The organism is Chromobacterium aquaticum, from assembly GCF_021129195.1.
Classification (GTDB): Bacteria; Pseudomonadota; Gammaproteobacteria; order Burkholderiales; family Chromobacteriaceae; genus Chromobacterium; species Chromobacterium aquaticum.
Genome location: NZ_JAJOHW010000065.1, coordinates 1 through 15766 on the forward strand (window position 1 = coordinate 1; position 15766 = coordinate 15766).

13 protein-coding genes and 1 pseudogene are annotated in these 15766 nt (G+C 65.3%); 8 read left to right on the top strand and 6 right to left on the bottom strand.

The window, feature by feature from the left end:
- The 3 genes from ptsP to gap all read left to right on the top strand — a co-directional run.
- Nucleotides 1-1711 (top strand): phosphoenolpyruvate--protein phosphotransferase (gene ptsP / locus LQT98_RS10345; RefSeq protein WP_231462261.1); only part of this gene is annotated, 1711 nt, incomplete at its 5' end.
- A 119-nt stretch (nt 1712-1830) separates the two neighbouring features.
- Nucleotides 1831-3507 (top strand): N-acetylglucosamine-specific PTS transporter subunit IIBC, encoded by a 1677-nt coding sequence (gene nagE / locus LQT98_RS10350; protein WP_231462262.1) that lies wholly within the window; start codon nt 1831-1833, stop codon nt 3505-3507.
- A 183-nt stretch (nt 3508-3690) separates the two neighbouring features.
- Complete coding sequence (gene gap, locus LQT98_RS10355; RefSeq protein ID WP_231462263.1) at nt 3691-4704, top strand: type I glyceraldehyde-3-phosphate dehydrogenase; 1014 nt, start codon at nt 3691-3693, stop codon at nt 4702-4704.
- Between the two features lie 55 nt (nt 4705-4759).
- Here gap and LQT98_RS10360 read toward each other — a convergent pair whose 3' ends face one another.
- From LQT98_RS10360 to LQT98_RS10375, 4 genes are all read right to left on the bottom strand, one after another.
- A complete protein-coding gene (locus tag LQT98_RS10360) occupies nt 4760-5170 on the bottom strand; it encodes a PaaI family thioesterase (RefSeq protein ID WP_048407978.1) in 411 nt (136 codons plus the stop codon).
- A complete protein-coding gene (locus LQT98_RS10365) occupies nt 5167-6339 on the bottom strand; it encodes an ABC transporter substrate-binding protein (protein WP_231462264.1) in 1173 nt (390 codons plus the stop codon). The genes LQT98_RS10360 and LQT98_RS10365 overlap by 4 nt, the downstream gene beginning before the upstream one ends.
- Nucleotides 6340-6459: 120 nt before the next feature.
- The gene (locus LQT98_RS10370) at nt 6460-7281 is read right to left on the bottom strand and encodes an IclR family transcriptional regulator (protein WP_231462266.1); all 822 of its coding nucleotides are present in this window, start codon (nt 7279-7281) and stop codon (nt 6460-6462) included.
- A gap of 223 nt (nt 7282-7504) precedes the next feature.
- Nucleotides 7505-7948: an Lrp/AsnC family transcriptional regulator gene (locus LQT98_RS10375; RefSeq protein ID WP_048407980.1), complete on the bottom strand. Its 444-nt coding sequence runs from the start codon at nt 7946-7948 to the stop codon at nt 7505-7507.
- 429 nt (nt 7949-8377) lie between these two features.
- Between LQT98_RS10375 and phoB the strand changes: the two genes are divergently transcribed.
- The 3 genes from phoB to tal all read left to right on the top strand — a co-directional run bounded on the left by phoB (nt 8378) and on the right by tal (nt 11763).
- Nucleotides 8378-9067: a phosphate regulon transcriptional regulator PhoB gene (gene phoB, locus LQT98_RS10380; RefSeq protein ID WP_019101332.1), complete on the top strand. Its 690-nt coding sequence runs from the start codon at nt 8378-8380 to the stop codon at nt 9065-9067.
- 6 nt (nt 9068-9073) lie between these two features.
- A complete protein-coding gene (gene phoR / locus LQT98_RS10385) occupies nt 9074-10381 on the top strand; it encodes a phosphate regulon sensor histidine kinase PhoR (protein WP_048407981.1) in 1308 nt (435 codons plus the stop codon).
- Between the two features lie 320 nt (nt 10382-10701).
- Entirely contained in the window at nt 10702-11763 is a 1062-nt protein-coding gene (gene tal, locus LQT98_RS10390; RefSeq protein ID WP_231462268.1) for a transaldolase, read from the top strand.
- Between the two features lie 90 nt (nt 11764-11853).
- Here the strand turns inward: tal and LQT98_RS10395 are convergent, their stop codons facing one another.
- Nucleotides 11854-12387, bottom strand: coding sequence for a hemerythrin domain-containing protein (locus LQT98_RS10395; protein WP_231462269.1), 534 nt, complete (start codon nt 12385-12387; stop codon nt 11854-11856).
- A gap of 225 nt (nt 12388-12612) precedes the next feature.
- Here LQT98_RS10395 and LQT98_RS10400 point away from each other — a divergent pair.
- Nucleotides 12613-13029, top strand: a pseudogene (locus LQT98_RS10400) (GNAT family N-acetyltransferase); the annotation flags it as partial.
- 15 nt (nt 13030-13044) lie between these two features.
- Complete coding sequence (gene ampD, locus LQT98_RS10405; protein ID WP_231462313.1) at nt 13045-13632, top strand: 1,6-anhydro-N-acetylmuramyl-L-alanine amidase AmpD; 588 nt, start codon at nt 13045-13047, stop codon at nt 13630-13632.
- Nucleotides 13633-13694: 62 nt separating this feature from the next.
- Here ampD and kup read toward each other — a convergent pair whose 3' ends face one another.
- Nucleotides 13695-15560: a low affinity potassium transporter Kup gene (gene kup / locus LQT98_RS10410; RefSeq protein ID WP_231462270.1), complete on the bottom strand. Its 1866-nt coding sequence runs from the start codon at nt 15558-15560 to the stop codon at nt 13695-13697.
- Between the last annotated feature and the right edge of the window lie 206 nt (nt 15561-15766).

Sequence of the window (15766 nt, forward strand, 5' to 3'; positions counted from 1 at the left end):
GGCGCGCGACCTGCCGGCCGGCTGGATAGGCGGCGTGTGCGCCGCGCCGGGCCTGGCCATCGGCCAGGTGGTGCGCCTGGACGCTTTCGAGCCGGCGCTGCCGGAGTTCGCGGTCAACGCCGACGAGGAACGCGAACAGCTGCGCCGGGCGCTGGCTCAAGTCAGCTCCGGCATTGCCACCGCCATCGACGACGCGCTGCGTCGCGGCCAGACCTCGCAGAGCGATATTTTCTCCGCGCATCTGGCGCTGGTGGAAGATCCTGAGCTGCAAGCCGCCGCCGAGCGGGACATCGCCGCCGGCCACGGCGCCGGCCACGCTTTCCGCCAGGCGGTGCGCACGCAATGTCGCGTGCTGTCCGGCCTGGGCAGCCCCTTGCTGGCGGAACGGGCAACCGATCTCAAGGACATCGAACGTCAGGTGCTGCAGGCGCTGCTCGGCGACGCGCAAGGCGCGCCCGAACTGTATCCGGCCTCCATCCTGGTGGCCGAGGACCTGGCTCCTTCAGAGTTGACCCGGCTGCCGCGCGAGCGGGTGGCCGGCATTCTGTCCGCCGCCGGCGGCGCCAGCGGCCACGTGGCCATCCTGGCGCGCGCGCTCGGCATTCCGGCGCTGGTGGCGTGCGGACCGCAGGTGCTGCGGCTGGAAGCCGGCAGCCAATTGCTGCTGGACGCCGGCCAGGGCTGGTGTCAGCCGGAGCCGGACGCCGACGCCTTGGCCACCGCGCGGCAGCAGATGAGCGCGCTGGAACAGCGCCGCGCGGCGATGCGCGCCGACGCCGATGGCGCGGCGGTGACGCTGGATGGCGTGCGCATCGAAGTGGCCGCCAATATCGCCAATGAGCAGGACGCGCGCGACGCGGTGCTCCACGGCGCCGACAGCGTCGGCCTGCTGCGCACTGAATTCCTGTTCATCGACCGCCAGCACGCGCCGGATCGCTATGAACAGGCCAATGCCTATCAGGCGGTGCTGGACGAATTGCAGGGCCGCGCCGCCATCATCCGCACGCTGGACGTGGGCGGCGATAAGGAAGTGCCCTATCTGACCCTGCCGCCGGAACCCAACCCGGCCTTGGGCCTGCGCGGCATCCGCACCGGCTTCGCCCACCCGGAAATGCTGGACGAACAGCTGCGCGCGCTGCTGATGCTGCAGCCCTTGTCGCGGCTGCGCATCCTGGTGCCGATGATCGCCGAGGTCGGCGAACTGCGACGCCTGCGTCGGCGCATCGACGAACTGGCCGAGGAAATGGGGCTGAGCGAGCGGCCGCAGTTGGGCGTGATGGTGGAAGTGCCCTCCGCCGCGCTGCTGGCCGACCAACTGGCCGCCGAGGCCGATTTCCTGTCCATAGGCACCAATGATCTGACCCAATACACGCTGGCGATGGACCGCTGCAACGCCTCGCTGGCCGCCAGTCTGGACGCGCTGCATCCGGCGCTGCTGCGCCTGATCGCTCAGACCGTGGCCGGCGCCAGCCGGCACGGCAAATGGGTGGGCGTGTGCGGCGCGCTGGCTTCGGATCCGCTGGCGACGCCGGTGCTGGTCGGCCTCGGCGTCGCCGAGCTGTCGGTCAGCCCCGGCCTGGTGCCGGAGATCAAGGCCAGGGTGAGAACGCTGGAACAGCAAGGCTGTCGCCAGCGCGCAGAAGCGCTGCTGGCGCTGGACGCCGCCGCCGCGGTGCGCGCGCGCGCCGTCGAATGGTGGCCGCTGGATTGAAGTTCGAGGTTTGACGCGCATGCCGCGGGGACAACGCGGCAGCGAGACACTTAGCGCAACACACACAAGAAGGCTGGGACGCCATGCCTCCATGGCGACCAAACATTGGGAGATGAGACGTGAGTACCTCTGACAATAAATTCGCCGGCATCCAGCAGCTGGGCCGCGCGCTGATGCTGCCTATCGCCGTTCTGCCGGTGGCGGGCCTGCTGCTGCGCCTGGGCCAGCCCGATCTGCTCAACATCAAGATGATGGCCCAGGCGGGTGACGCCATTTTCGGCAACCTGGCGCTGATTTTCGCCATCGGCGTGGCGGTGGGCTTCGCCAAGGACAATAACGGCACCTCCGGCCTGGCCGGCGCCATCGGCTACCTGGTGATCACCGCGGTGCTGAAGGTGATAGACGAAAAACTCAATATGGGGGTGCTGTCCGGCATCCTGTCCGGCCTGGTGGCCGGCGCCTTGTACAACCGCTACAAGGACATCAAGCTGCCCAGCTATCTGGCCTTCTTCGGCGGCAAGCGCTTCGTGCCCATCGTCACCGGTTTTTCCATGCTGCTGCTGGGCGCGGTGCTCGGCTATGTGTGGATGCCGGTGCAGATCGGCATCGATAGCGTGGGCCGCTGGCTGATCGGCGCCGGCGAGATCGGCGTGTTCGCCTATGGCGTGCTCAACCGCGTGCTCATCGTCACCGGCCTGCATCACATCCTCAACACCATAGTCTGGTTCCAGGTGGGCGACTTCGCCAGTGCCGCCGGCAAGGTGGTGCACGGCGATCTGACCCGTTTCTTCGCCGGCGACAAGACGGCCGGCATGTTCATGTCCGGCTTCTTCCCGGTGATGATGTTCGGCCTGCCGGCCGCCTGCCTGGCGATGCACCGCACCGCCAAGCAGGAAAACAAGCAAGCCGTCGGCGGCCTGCTGTTCTCGATGGCGCTGACCGCGATGCTGACCGGGGTCACCGAGCCGGTGGAATTCGCCTTCATGTTCCTGGCCCCGGCGCTGTACGCCATCCACGCGGTGCTGACCGGCCTGGCCATGGCCTTGATGCACGCGCTCAACATCAAGTTGGGTTTCGGCTTCTCCGCCGGCCTGTTCGATTACCTGCTGAACTTCGGCCTGTCCACCAATCCGTTGTTGCTGGTCCCGGTGGGCATAGGCTATTTCGCGCTCTACTACGTGCTGTTCGTGTTCTTCATCAAGAAGTTCGACCTCAAAACCCCGGGCCGTGAAGATGTCGTTGTGGCCATGGCGGCTGTCTCCGCCGGCAGCGGCCGCGCGCGCGCCTTCATCGCCGCGCTGGGCGGCGGCGCCAATCTGAAATCCGTTGATGCCTGCACCACCCGCTTGCGCCTGCAAGTGGCCAGTAATGACAAGGTGGACGAAGCCGCGCTGAAGGCGCTGGGCTCGCGCGGCCTGATCAAGCCGGCCGCCGGCAGCGTGCAAGTGGTGCTGGGACCGGAGGCGGACCTGATCGCCGACGAGATCCGCGTCGCGCTGGGCAATCCCGAAGCGGCTGCCGCGCCGTCCGCCACGGCGCCGGTTCAGGCCTTGGGCGAAGTGGTCGGCATCGACCGCGAACGCTGGCTGGCGGCGCTGGGCGGCGCGGCCAATGTGCGCAAGGTGGAGGCCGTGGCCGGCAGCCGGCTGCGGGTGGAAGTGGCCGACGCGGCCTTGGTGGATCAGGCGGCTTTGCAACAGCTGGGCGCCAGCGGCGTCACCGCCTTCTCCGGCACGCTATTGCATATAGTATTGAATAGCGACGCTGGCGATTACGCGGCCGCGCTGCAGGGTTGAACACCGGACGGCGGACGGCGGAATTTGACGCACGGCAAGCGCTGGCGGAATTTCCGCACTGTCGATGTTGGTAATTCGCCCACTACTTATGTAGCGAGTTGATTACAAGCGGAATCAGGCGGACAGTGGTGGCGCAGGGCACGGGAAGATGACCTTGCGCCATTTCAACTTGGAGGATGCATCATGACGTTGCGAGTTGCTATCAATGGTTACGGCCGCATCGGCCGCATGATTGTGCGTGCATGGCAAGAGCGCTATGCCGATCAGGACATCGAGATCGTCGCCATCAACGATCTGGCCTCGCCGGAGCTGCATGAACACCTGACCCGTTACGACAGCGTGCATGGTCCGTTCGCCGCTTCCGTGGCGCTGGACGGCGATCATCTGGTGGTCAATGGCAAGAAGATCAAGCTACTGGCCATCCGCAACCCGGCCGAGCTGCCGTGGAAAGAATTGAACGTGGACGTGGTGATGGAATGCACCGGCTTGTTCACCTCCCGCGAAAAAGCCGGCGCGCATCTGCAGGCCGGCGCCAAGAAAGTGCTGATCTCCGCCCCGGGCGGCGAGGGCGTGGACGCCACCGTGGTTTACGGCGTCAACCATCAGCAGTTGAGCAGCGCGATGACCATCGTTTCCAACGCGTCCTGCACCACCAACTGTCTGGCCCCGATGGTGCAGCCGCTGATCGACACCATAGGCATCGAACGCGGTCTGATGACCACGGTGCACGCCTACACCAACGACCAAGTGCTGCTGGACACCGATCACAAGGATCTGCGCCGCGCTCGTTCCGCCGCCGTGTCCATGATCCCGACCAAGACCGGCGCCGCCGCCGCGGTGGGCCTGGTGCTGCCGCAGCTGAAAGGCAAGCTGGACGGTTTCGCCGTGCGCGTGCCGGTCAGCAATGTGTCGCTGGTGGATCTGACCTTCACCGCCGGCCGCGATACCAGCAAGGAAGAAGTGAACCAGCTGATCACCGCCGCCGCCAACGGCTCGTTGAAGGGCGTGCTCGGCGTCAACACCCTGCCGCTGGTGTCCTGCGACTTCCTGCACAACCCGGCGTCCAGCACCTTCGACGCGACGCTGACCCGCGTGATCGGCGGCCGTGAAGTCAAAGTGCTGGCCTGGTACGACAATGAGTGGGGCTTCTCCAACCGCATGATCGATACCGCGGTGGCCTGGCAGGCCGCCAAGTAAGCTCGCCGGCTGTTGCATCGTTCAGGCCATGGTTCCAAGGAACCATGGCCTGATTTCATTCCGGCGCGCCGCGGTAGCGCAGGCAGGCTTCGCCAAAGGCCAGCAGCCGTCGCTGCTCGTCGAACGCTTCCGCGCTGGCATGGTAGATGCGCCGCCCCTGGCTGCGCAGGGTGGCCACCGTGTGGATGCGGCCGGCGCAGACCTGGCGAGTGAAGCTGGTGGTTAGCGATAAGGTGACGCAGGCGCGCGGCGTCTCGCCCAGCGGCCGCCAGGTGCCGCACAGCCCGCAGGCCGCGTCCAGCAAGGCGGCGTAGACGCCGCCGTGCACCACGCCGGCCGGGTTCAAATGCCGAGGGCCGATGTCCAGTTCGACGATGGCAAGGCCGGCTTCCCAGCGGACGACGTGGAAGCCCAGCAGTTCGCGCAAGCCGTGCTCGGGGGCGGCGGGGGAAACAAAGTCGGTCATTGATCCTTGCCTTTGATCTGCCACGGCACCGCCGGGTAATTCAGCTTGCCGGTGGCCTGCGCGGCGGGCGAGACCAGCACCACGCGGCCGCCGTCCTGATGCTGGCCTATGTATTGGGTGAAGTGGGGATTGTCGCCATTGGCGTCGAAGCTGAGCGGGCCGATCAAGGTGTCGCGCCGGGTGTTGCGCAGCTCCGCCGCTAGTCCGCCGGGGCGTTTCAGGCTGCCCTTGTCGGCGGCGCGGGCGATGGCCTCGAACAAAACTTGGCCTTGCACATAGGCCATCTCGCTCATGTAGTCCGGCGCGTTCCGGTAGCGCGCATGGTAGCTGGCGTAGAAGCGCCGGCCGGCCTCGGTTTTGAAACTGGGTGGATAGGACAGCAAGGCCGCTCCCAGCACATTGTTGACCAGTTCCGGGAAATCGGCGGCCATCTTCGAGGTGGCCAGGCCCCAGACCCCCAGCATGGCCTTGACCTCCGGCTTGAGCACGCGGGCGGCGCGCAGCATGCCGATATAGTCGTTTTCATAGGCGATCATCACGATGATGTCCGGCTTGTCCCGCAGCCGCACCTTGTTGAGCAAGGGCTTGAAATCCTGCACCCCGGGTTCGAAGCCATGCATGAGGTTGCGTCGGATGCCGCGCGCCTGGTTGTGCCGCAGCAGCAGCTGAGCCAACTCCTGGCTGGCATCGCGGTTGGAATAAAGAATGGACACCGATGCGACGCCGACCTCGGCGAGGAAGCGGGACACCGCCCGCGCATAGCCGTTGTTGTCGTTGATGCGGAAAAAATTGGACAGGCCGCGGCGGCTGAGGCCCTGGCTCAGCGCGCCGCTGGTCAGGTAGACCAGGCCCAGCCTGTTGGCGCTGTCCGAGGCCGGAGCGACGATATTGGAGCTGTAGCCGCCGACGATGGCGACGACGCCCTGGCTGGCCAGCTGTTCGACCGCGGCCACCGCCTTGGCCGGCGCGGACTCGTCGTCCTGCACCAGCAAGCGGATGCGATGGCGCGACTGGGACTGGTTGAAGTCGGCGGCGGCGGTGGCGATGCCGCGTTCCATTTCGCTGCCGACGCGAGCCAGGCCGCCGCTGAGCGACAGCGGCACGCCGACCAGGAACTCGGCGGCGCGGCAGTCGGCGGCGAGGGCGCTGGAGATGAGGATGCCGAGCAACAGCCCGCCGTTTAAGACCGGCGCCGGACGCGCCCGTGGTGCCGGTTTGTGCAAGCGCCGCGTGGTTTCCGGCCGGGGGCACTGTGGGTTGGGATCGTGAATCATCATCGACTCCTTTTGCTAATGGTCGTCGTCGAAGTCCATCGCGGCCAGCCTACGCGCCATGTCCAGCAGCCGCGGTCCGATGTCTTCCTCCAGCCGGCGGCGCTTGAGCTGGAAGCTGGGCCCGCCGCAGTTGAAGGAGATCAGGCCGTGGCTGGGATGGCGCATCGCGACGCCGACTGAGTTGACGCCGCGCTGCCACTCGCCCAGAGACAGGCAGAAACCGCGTTCGGCGTAATCGCGGAATGCCTGTTCCAGCGACAGCCGGATGGCGGCCCAATCGTCGGGGCGGCGGCGGCGGAGGTGTTCCAGCAGAAAGGCGCGTTCGGTTTCCGGCATGGCCGCCAGGCAAGCCTTGCCCATGGCTGAACTGTGCAGCGGAATGCGCGAGCCGACCTGGCGGCGCATGGTGAGGTGGGCCTCGCTGTGCGCCACGTGCAGATACACCATGTCCAAGCGGTCGCGGGCGCCTATCGCCACCGCGGCCTGGGCCTGGCGCGCCAGCGCCGCCATCGGCGCATGCGCGGCGTCGCAGATGGCCAGATTGCCCAGCATCGCATAGCCGAAGGCCAGCACGCCGATTTCCAAATGGTATTTGCCGGAGGCCGGCGTGTAGCGCAGATAACCCAGCCGGGTCAGCGTATGCGTCAGGCGCGACACCGTGGGGCGGGGCAGACCGCTGCGGCACGCCAGTTCCTGATTGCCCAGCGCCTTGCCGTCCGGAGTGAAGCAGCGCAGCAGTTCCAGGCCGCGCGCCAGCGCGGTGACGAATTGCCGCTTATCGTCGGCTTCCACCATGTCTGGCGCCAGCAGCGGCCAGTCCGGAAAGCTGGGCTTCATCGCATCCCCTTCGCTGACGGGCCAGCCATCGGCAACCGGCCCAGAGTGCGCTTCCACTGTATGCGCCGGGGTGGCGGAAGGGGATTATTTCGAAGTTAAGTTTCGCTGTGCGAAATTGCCAGCGTCATTGCAGAGGCCTATCGGCACAGGAATGATTAAAAATCAGATATTTGGGAGCGGAGGAACATTGATGCGGCTTGTCGCCATTTGACCACAAGCGTTTTCAGTCGTCTTGCTGCAGATCGGGTAGGCGTGGCGGCACCGGAACCTCGATCACGATCGAGGTCTTGGTGTCGCCGAACTGCATCAGGCGCGCGATCAATGCCTGCAGCGTGGGCATATTGTCCACCACCACCTTCATCATCAGCCCGCTGGTGCCGGTCACCGACATGCATTCGATGATCTCCGGCATGGTGCGGATTTCCTCTATCACCGCGAAGTACTCCAGATGCTTGACCGTCAGCTCTATCATGCAGCAGATCGGCATGCCCACCTTGTTGGGATCGATGGTGGCGCGGTAGCCGGTGATCACTCCGCCGCGCTCCAGTTTGCTCACCCGGTCCGCCACCGCCGGCGGCGACAGGTTCACGCGCCGGGCCAGTTCCGCGAAGCTGATGCGGGCGTTTTCGTGCAGTGCGGCGATGATTTTTCTATCAAACTTATCCATGCTTCGATTATAAGGAAATATGACGAAACAAACTTATAAAAAAAGGTGGAATGGCTGAAAATCCAATCAACCATCTGATCAAAACGCCTGTTTGCTACGTAAAATGCTGGCCGTATCAGGGTTGGCCGCACTGTCCCGCGGCCCGCCTGTCCAGATCCGTTGCGGATGAGAACTGTCCCAATACGCTCTCATTTGAAACTGTCCTGGTGATCTCTTTGTCCCTGGTCTCTAGTCAGATCAAATCTGTATTGACGACGACCATTCCGGGCCTGTTCACAGCAACAGGCCCGTTTTTTTTGGCTTTGGCGACGTCTACGGCTGGCGCGTTAAAATAATCTGCGCCAAAGTGGGAAAGTTTGACGAAATGTCATATTTTTGTAATCACCCGTTTTTATCCTTGCCACACACTCAAACGGGAATGGATCAACCATGCCAGCCAATATCTTGCTTGTTGAAGACGAACCGGCAATCCAGGAGCTGATTGCCTTCAACCTGGCGCAGGCCGGCCACCATGTGCTGCGGGCCAGCACCGCCGAAGCGGCGCTGACGCTGGTGCGCAACGCGCTGCCGGATCTGGTGCTGCTGGACTGGATGCTGCCGGGCGCCAGCGGCGTGGACATCGCCAAGCGCCTGCGCGCCGACGAGCGCACCCGCCACGTGCCCATCATCATGCTGACCGCGCGCTCGGACGAGCAGGACAAGATCACCGGCCTGGAAACCGGCGCCGACGATTACATCACCAAGCCGTTCTCGCCGCGCGAACTGCTGGCGCGCATCAAGGCGGTGCTGCGCCGTCGCGCGCCGCAGATGACCGACGACGCGGTGGACGTGCAAGGCCTGCGGCTGGACCCGGTCACCCATCGCGTCACCGGCAACGGCGGCGTCATCGATCTGGGCCCCACCGAATTCCGCTTGCTGCACTTCTTCATGACCCATCCGGAGCGGGTGCATTCGCGCTCCCAGTTGCTGGACCAGGTATGGGGCGACCATGTGTTCGTGGAAGAACGCACCGTGGACGTGCATATCCGCCGGCTGCGCAGTGCGCTGGAGGGCACCGGCCACGATGCGCTGATCCAGACCGTGCGCGGCACCGGCTACCGCTTCTCCACCCAGCAGTGAGGCCTGATGCCTGAATTCCTGAAACGCACGCTGGCCTCGCTGCTGGCGACCGCCGTCATCGGCCTCGGCTTCTGGCTGGGTTCATCGGCGGAAGACGGACTGATCGCGGTGGCCATCTGCCTGGGCAGTTGGCTGGCCTTCAATCTCTACCATGTGGCGCTGCTGCTGCGCTGGCTGCAACGGCCGACGCCGGAGCGGGTGCCGGATGGTTTCGGCGTCTGGCACACCATCTTCATGACGCTGTACCGCATCACGCGCACCCAGAGCCAGAGCCAGAGAAAACTCACCCACGCGCTGGAACGTTTCATCAACGCTGGCGAGGCGATGCCGGACGGGGTGGTGGTGCTGGACGAGCACGACCGCATCGAGTGGATCAACCCGATGGCGGTGGAGCATCTGGGCCTGGACCGCAAACGCGACGTGGGCAACCAGGTTCTCAATCTGATCCGCCAGCCGGCCTTTCACGCCTATATGAGCGAAGCGCGCTTCAGCCAGCCGCTGGTGCTCAACTTCGTGCAGCCGCGCGAACTGGTGATCTCCTTGCAGATGGTGCCCTTCGATTCCACCCGCAAGCTGCTGCTGACCCGCGACATCACTCAGCTGGAACGGGTGCAGACCGTGCACAAGGATTTCGTCGCCAATGTCTCGCATGAATTGCGCACGCCGCTGACGGTGGTGGGCGGCTTTCTGGAGACGCTGGGGGACATGCCGCAGGTGGACGACACCACCTTCCGCCAGTTCCTGCCGATGATGCTGGAGCAGTCGCGGCGCATGCAAAGCCTGGTCGAGGACCTGCTGACCCTGTCCAAGCTGGAGAACAGCCCCAAGGCGACGGTGTCGGAGCGGGTGGACATGCAGGACATGCTGGATACGCTGATGGTGGAGGCCGAGGGCCTGTCCCACGGTCGTCATCAGGTCAAGCTGGACCGGCACAGCGACGCCTGGTTGTGGGGCAGTCAGCAGGAGCTGCATTCGGCCTTCGGCAACCTGGTGTCCAACGCGGTGCGCTACACGCCGGAGGGCGGCTGCATCACGTTGAGTTGGAAGGAGGAGGGCGAGCAGTTGCGCTTCTCTGTCAGCGACACCGGCATCGGCATCCCGCGCGAGCATATCCCGCGGCTGACCGAGCGTTTCTACCGGGTGGACCGCGGCCGTTCGCGCGGCAGCGGCGGCACTGGCCTGGGCCTCGCCATCGTCAAGCATGTGCTGGCGCGCCACCATGCGCGGCTGGAGATCCGCAGCGAGCCGGACAAGGGCAGCGTGTTTTCCGCGGTGTTCCCGCGCGACCGCCGCAGCGGCTCGCAAGCGGCCTGAGCGCCGCGCCGCGGGGCCGCATGCGGCGTATTCTTGCAAGCTTGGGTCGGCGCTCTTGGCGCGCCGCTCCAAGCGGGTTAGGATGTCCGTTTTAGCCCGCCGATTTTAGAACCTGTTCAAAGTCTGCTGCGCTTCGGCGATACGGCGTTAGAAACCCGCTTCGAAATGCTCATGTACCGTATGTGCATTCCGCTTCCTCGGCTGTTTTCGTCTTGTCTCGCCCTTGTGCGCGAGACTCTGAACAGGCTCTATGGCGCGGCCACCACCGGCCGGCTCGGCGACGCCGGGCCCGCCCTGACTTTATCCTGGATCGTTCCACCATGAATCGACTGCAATCCATCCGCCCGTTCGGCCAGCGCATCTGGCTGGACAATCTGTCCCGCGAACTGATCGCCTCCGGCGAACTGGCGCGCCTGCTGGCCGACGACGGCATCGCCGGCGTGACTTCCAATCCGGCGATCTTCTACAAGGCGATCAGCGGCGACGCCAGCTACCAGACAGATCTGGCCCGTCTGAAGGCGGACGCCGGCCTGTCGGCCGAGGCGCGCTACGAGGCGCTGGTGGTGCCGGACATCCAGGCCGCCTGCGATCTGTTGCGCGGCCAGTACGACGCCAGCCAGGGCAATGACGGCTATGTCAGCCTGGAAGTGTCGCCGGAGCTGTCCAACGACGAGGCCGGCACCCTGGCCGCTGCGCGCCGCCTGTGGGCGGAAATCGCCCGCCCCAACGCCATGATCAAGATTCCGGCCACCGCCGCCGGCATCCGCGCGTTTCAGGCGCTGACCCGCGAAGGCGTCAACGTCAACATCACCCTGCTGTTCTCGCTGCCGCAAGTGGAAGCGGTGTGGGACGCCTACATCGCCGGCCTGTCCGCCCGTCTCGCCGACGGCAAGGATGTGTCCGGAATCAAGGCGGTGGCCAGCTTCTTCCTGTCCCGCGTCGACAGCCTGCTGGACCCGCAAGTGGGCGCCGCTCATCAGGGCAAGGTGGCCATCGCGCTGTCCAAGGCCGCTTACGCCCGCTACCGCGAGCGTTTCCATGGCGCCGAGTTCGCCGCCTTGAAAGCCGCCGGCGCGCGTCCGCAATACCTGCTGTGGGCGTCCACCGGCACCAAGAACGCCGCTTACTCCGACGTGCTCTACGTGGAAAGCCTGATTGGCGACGAAACCGTCAACACCGTGCCGGACGGCACGCTGGCCGCCTTCCGCGACCACGGCCAGGCCGCGCTGACGCTGCCGCAAGACATGGACGACGCGCAGACCCTGCTGCACGCGGTGGGCGCGGCCGGCGTGGATCTGGCCGCCGCCGGCGAAAAGCTGCAGCGGGATGGCTTGAAGCTGTTCGAGGATGCGTTCGAGCAGTTGCTGAAGCTGACCGCCTGAGAATGTAAACAGGCGCTGAGCGCGGCAAGATAAAAAGGCTGACCGCGCTGGTCAGCCTTTTTTGCGCGTGCGGCCGGGAGCGACCGTTGTTCAGGCGGCCTGCTGCATCCGGCGCGCCGCCATGCGCTGCCCGGCGGCGCTCATTTCCTCGGCGCTGATGGCGGAGGCGGCGGTGGGAAACAGCCAGCTTTCCTCGGCGGCGGCGTGTTCGCGGTACTGGCGCGCGAACTCTTCCAGCTCATTGCGGCTGATGCTGTTGATCTTGCCGTCGCGCAGCGCCAGCAGATCGTCGCGGATCGCGTTCCAGCAGGAATGCAGATAACCGTGTTCGGCGCTCAGCTGCTCCAGCCGCGAGGCGGCGGTGGGCACCCGCTGCAAAATCAGCGGGAACAGCTCGTCCTCCTCGTCGGTATGATGGGCGGGGCCGGCCAGGTCGAAATAGCGGACCACGCCGTCTATCGTATTGCGGGCGGCCTCGTTGACGCCGTGTTGCTCGATATAGGATGGCAGCTGGTCCAGCTGATCGCAGAAGCGGCGAATCTTGTCATGGCAGGCCAGCAGCATTTCCAGCGGCTGTTCGAAGCTGGGCGCGGCGGCGCTGCTCAAGGTGTCCAGGGTCAGCATTGGCGTTCTCCTGTAGTGGGTGACGGGCTGCATTCTGCGGCATGGAGCGGGCTGCGGCCATGATCCGGCTCAAGCCGGCGCGTGGCGGCGCTAGAATGCCGGGGCGGCCTTGCCGCTCCCCGGTTGTTCTTGATACTGCGTTGGCCGGCAGAAAACAAGTGAGATATTGGACTGTTCCGATGACTAAAATGTTGCGTGCGCAAGCGCAGTGCCACAGGAGGTTGGATGCAAGCCCCGTTTGAAGTGAAATGCCTGGATCTACGCGAGGCGGCGTTGGCCGCGCGCGCCTTGGAGTTGCAATTGGCGGCCCACCAGCTGGAAGCGGAATGGCTGTCCTATCCGCAGCTGCCCTTGCTATGGGCGGATCTGGCCGCGGCGCGGGCCTGCGCCGACAGGGTCTGGGGCGCGTTCGAGGGCGAGGCGCTGCGCGGCCTGCTGGTGGCCTCGCGCCGCGACGACGATGGCTTGCACATTGAAAGAGTGGTGGTGGATCCGCAACACTTGCGCGCCGGCTGGGGCTATCGTCTGCTGAACCGGGCGCTGGTGGGTGAGCGCGAGGTCAGCGTGGACACCGCCGAGGTCAATATCGCCGCGTTGTCCTTGTACCGCAAGGCCGGCTTCGTCGCCGAGCAGCGCTGGTCCACGCCGGATGGGCTGATGCTGTGGCGCTTGAATTATCAGCCGCCGCAGCCGCCGGAGTTCCAGCTATTGGACGATGGCTGGGTCGACGGCGCGGGCAGGCTGCCCTCGCCCAATCACGATGAACGCGGCGAGGGCATGGCGCCGGAGTTGCTGGTGGTCCATAACATCAGCCTGCCGCCGTATCGCTACGGCGGGCTGGGCGTGGAGCAGCTGTTCCAGAACCGGCTGAATCCGGACGAGCATCCGTTCTATGCCGAGATCCAGCAGCTGCGGGTGTCGTCCCATTTCTTCATTCGTCGCTCCGGCGAGCTGCAACAGTTCGTGCCGGTGACGCGGCGCGCCTGGCATGCCGGCGTGTCCAGCTGGCGGGGGCGTGAGCGCTGCAATGATTTTTCCATAGGCGTGGAACTGGAAGGCTGCGATTTCGAACCGTTCAGCGAGGCGCAATACCGCACGCTGCAAGCGCTGACGCTGGCATTGCGGCGCAAGCTGCCGCTTGGCGCCATCATCGGCCATGAGCACATCGCGCCGGGTCGCAAGACCGATCCCGGCCCGTTCTTCGATTGGGCGCGGGCGGAGGCGGACAGCGGTCTGCGGCGCTAGAGTCGGCCACGAAAAAACCGGACGGGCAAGGCCGGTCCGGCTTGTGAGCGGGGCGGGAGGCGCTACAGCTCGACTTGCGCGCCCAGCTCCACCACTCGGTTGGTCGGCACCTGGAAGAAGTCGGTGGCGCGCATCGCGTTCTTGCTCATCCACACGAACAGCTTCTCGCGCAGTCGCGACATGCCTGGACGCTCGGTGGACACGATGGTCTCGCGCGACAGGAAGAAGGACGTGTCCATCAGTTCGAAGGCCAGGCCCTGGGCGGTGCAGTCCTCCAGCACCTGCAGCACGTTCGGGTCTTCCTTGAAGCCGTAGCGGGCCACCACGCGCCAGAACGAGGCCGACATCTGCACGATCTCCAGCCGCTCCTCCTCCGCCACATAGGGCACATCCTCGGTGCGCACCGTCATCAACACCACCCGCTCGTGCAGCACCTTGTTGTGCTTGAGGTTGTGCAGCAGCGCGTGCGGCACGCCGTGCAGGGTGCTGGTCAGGAACACCGCGGTGCCCTGCACCCGCGTCGGCGGGTAGGCTTCCAGGTTTTCGATGAAGCTGTCCAGCGGCAGCGCCTGGTCGCGCAGCCGCGTGAACAGCAGCTCGCGGCCCTGTTTCCAGGTGCTCATCAGCGTGAAGATGGCCATGCCCAGCACCAGCGGCAGCCAGCCGCCATCGGCCACTTTGTGGATGTTGGCGCTGAAGAAGCCCAGATCTATGGTGGCGAACAGCAGGGTGATGCCCAGCGCCAGCGGCAGCGGCCAGCGCCAGTTGACCCGGGCCACCACGAAGAACAGGCAGGTGGTGATCAGCATGGTGCCGGTGACGGCGATGCCGTAGGCGGCGGCCAGGCTGGACGAGGTCTTGAAGGTCAGCACCACCACCATCACCGCGATCAGCAGCGCCCAGTTGATGAAGGGCATGTAAATCTGTCCGATCTCTTTTTCCGAGGTGTGCTGCACTTCCAGCCGCGGGCAGTAACCCAGCTGGATGGCCTGGCGGGTCAGCGAGTAAGCGCCGGAAATCACCGCCTGCGACGCGATCACCGTGGCCAGCGTCGCCATCACGATCAGCGGCAGCAGCGCCCAGTCCGGCGCCAGCAGGAAGAAGGGATTCTTGATCGCCGCCGGGTTCTGCATCAGCAGCGCGCCCTGGCCGAAATAATTCAGCGCCAGGCCGGGCAGCACCAGGCTGAACCAGGCGCGGCGGATGGGCGAGCTGCCGAAATGGCCCATGTCGGCGTACAAGGCCTCGGCGCCGGTCAGCGCCAGCACCACCGAGCCCAGGGTCAGGAAGGAGCCCCAGCCGTTGTGGCCGATGAAGTGCAGCGCGTGGTAGGGGTTGAGCGCCTGCAGCACCTGCGGCGCTTGCACGATCTGGTGCAGGCCAAGCAGGCCCAGCACGGAAAACCAGATCAGCATGATGGGGCCGAACAGCAGGCCGACGCTGGCGGTGCCGAAGCGCTGCAGCAGGAACAGGCCGGTCAGCACGCCGATGGCCATCGGCAGCACATAGCTTTCCATCGCCGGCGAAATCAGCTCCATGCCCTCGGCGGCGGACAAGACCGACACCGCCGGGGTGATGATGGCGTCGCCGTAGAACAGCGCCGCGCCAAACAGCCCAAGCAGCACGATCTTCCAGCGCGCGGCATGGGTGGTGTAATGGCGGGCCAGCGCCATCAGCGCCATGATGCCGCCTTCGCCGCGGTTGTCGGCGCGCAGCACGAAGGCGACGTATTTGATGGAAACCACGAAAATCAGCGACCAGAAAATCAGCGACAAGATGCCGAAGATGTTTTCCGGGGTGGTGGGGATGCCCTGGCCGGTGAAGCACTCGCGCAGGGTATACAGCGGACTGGTGCCGATATCGCCGTATACCACGCCCAGAGCGGCCAGGGTCAGGCCAGCCATGGCCTGTTTGTTGTGATCCTGCATAAGCATCCAATGGAATTGATTCGTCATCGTATATTGCTGCACAGCAATATCGATGGTTCTTGAGCGCGCAGATTACTCCAGAGGTCTGGGTAAGCCAAGCAAAGGCCGCGCAAGTGCCGGGATGTGTTCTTGTAAAACGACAGAGTTCGGCCGCTGGCTTGCGCGGCCGGCGCATCTGGGGTAGCCGGCAGGGCGGCGAGACACGC

What these genes read in the sequence shown, in the direction of transcription:
- gap (WP_231462263.1), top strand. Translation starts at nt 3,691, where the DNA reads ATGACGTTGCGAGTTGCTATCAATGGTTACGGCCGCATCGGCCGCATG.
- LQT98_RS10360 (WP_048407978.1), bottom strand. Translation starts at nt 5,170, where the DNA reads ATGACCGACTTTGTTTCCCCCGCCGCCCCCGAGCACGGCTTGCGCGAA.
- LQT98_RS10370 (WP_231462266.1), bottom strand. Translation starts at nt 7,281, where the DNA reads ATGAAGCCCAGCTTTCCGGACTGGCCGCTGCTGGCGCCAGACATGGTG.
- LQT98_RS10375 (WP_048407980.1), bottom strand. Translation starts at nt 7,948, where the DNA reads ATGGATAAGTTTGATAGAAAAATCATCGCCGCACTGCACGAAAACGCC.
- phoB (WP_019101332.1), top strand. Translation starts at nt 8,378, where the DNA reads ATGCCAGCCAATATCTTGCTTGTTGAAGACGAACCGGCAATCCAGGAG.
- phoR (WP_048407981.1), top strand. Translation starts at nt 9,074, where the DNA reads ATGCCTGAATTCCTGAAACGCACGCTGGCCTCGCTGCTGGCGACCGCC.
- tal (WP_231462268.1), top strand. Translation starts at nt 10,702, where the DNA reads ATGAATCGACTGCAATCCATCCGCCCGTTCGGCCAGCGCATCTGGCTG.
- LQT98_RS10395 (WP_231462269.1), bottom strand. Translation starts at nt 12,387, where the DNA reads ATGCTGACCCTGGACACCTTGAGCAGCGCCGCCGCGCCCAGCTTCGAA.
- ampD (WP_231462313.1), top strand. Translation starts at nt 13,045, where the DNA reads ATGCTGTGGCGCTTGAATTATCAGCCGCCGCAGCCGCCGGAGTTCCAG.
- kup (WP_231462270.1), bottom strand. Translation starts at nt 15,560, where the DNA reads ATGCAGGATCACAACAAACAGGCCATGGCTGGCCTGACCCTGGCCGCT.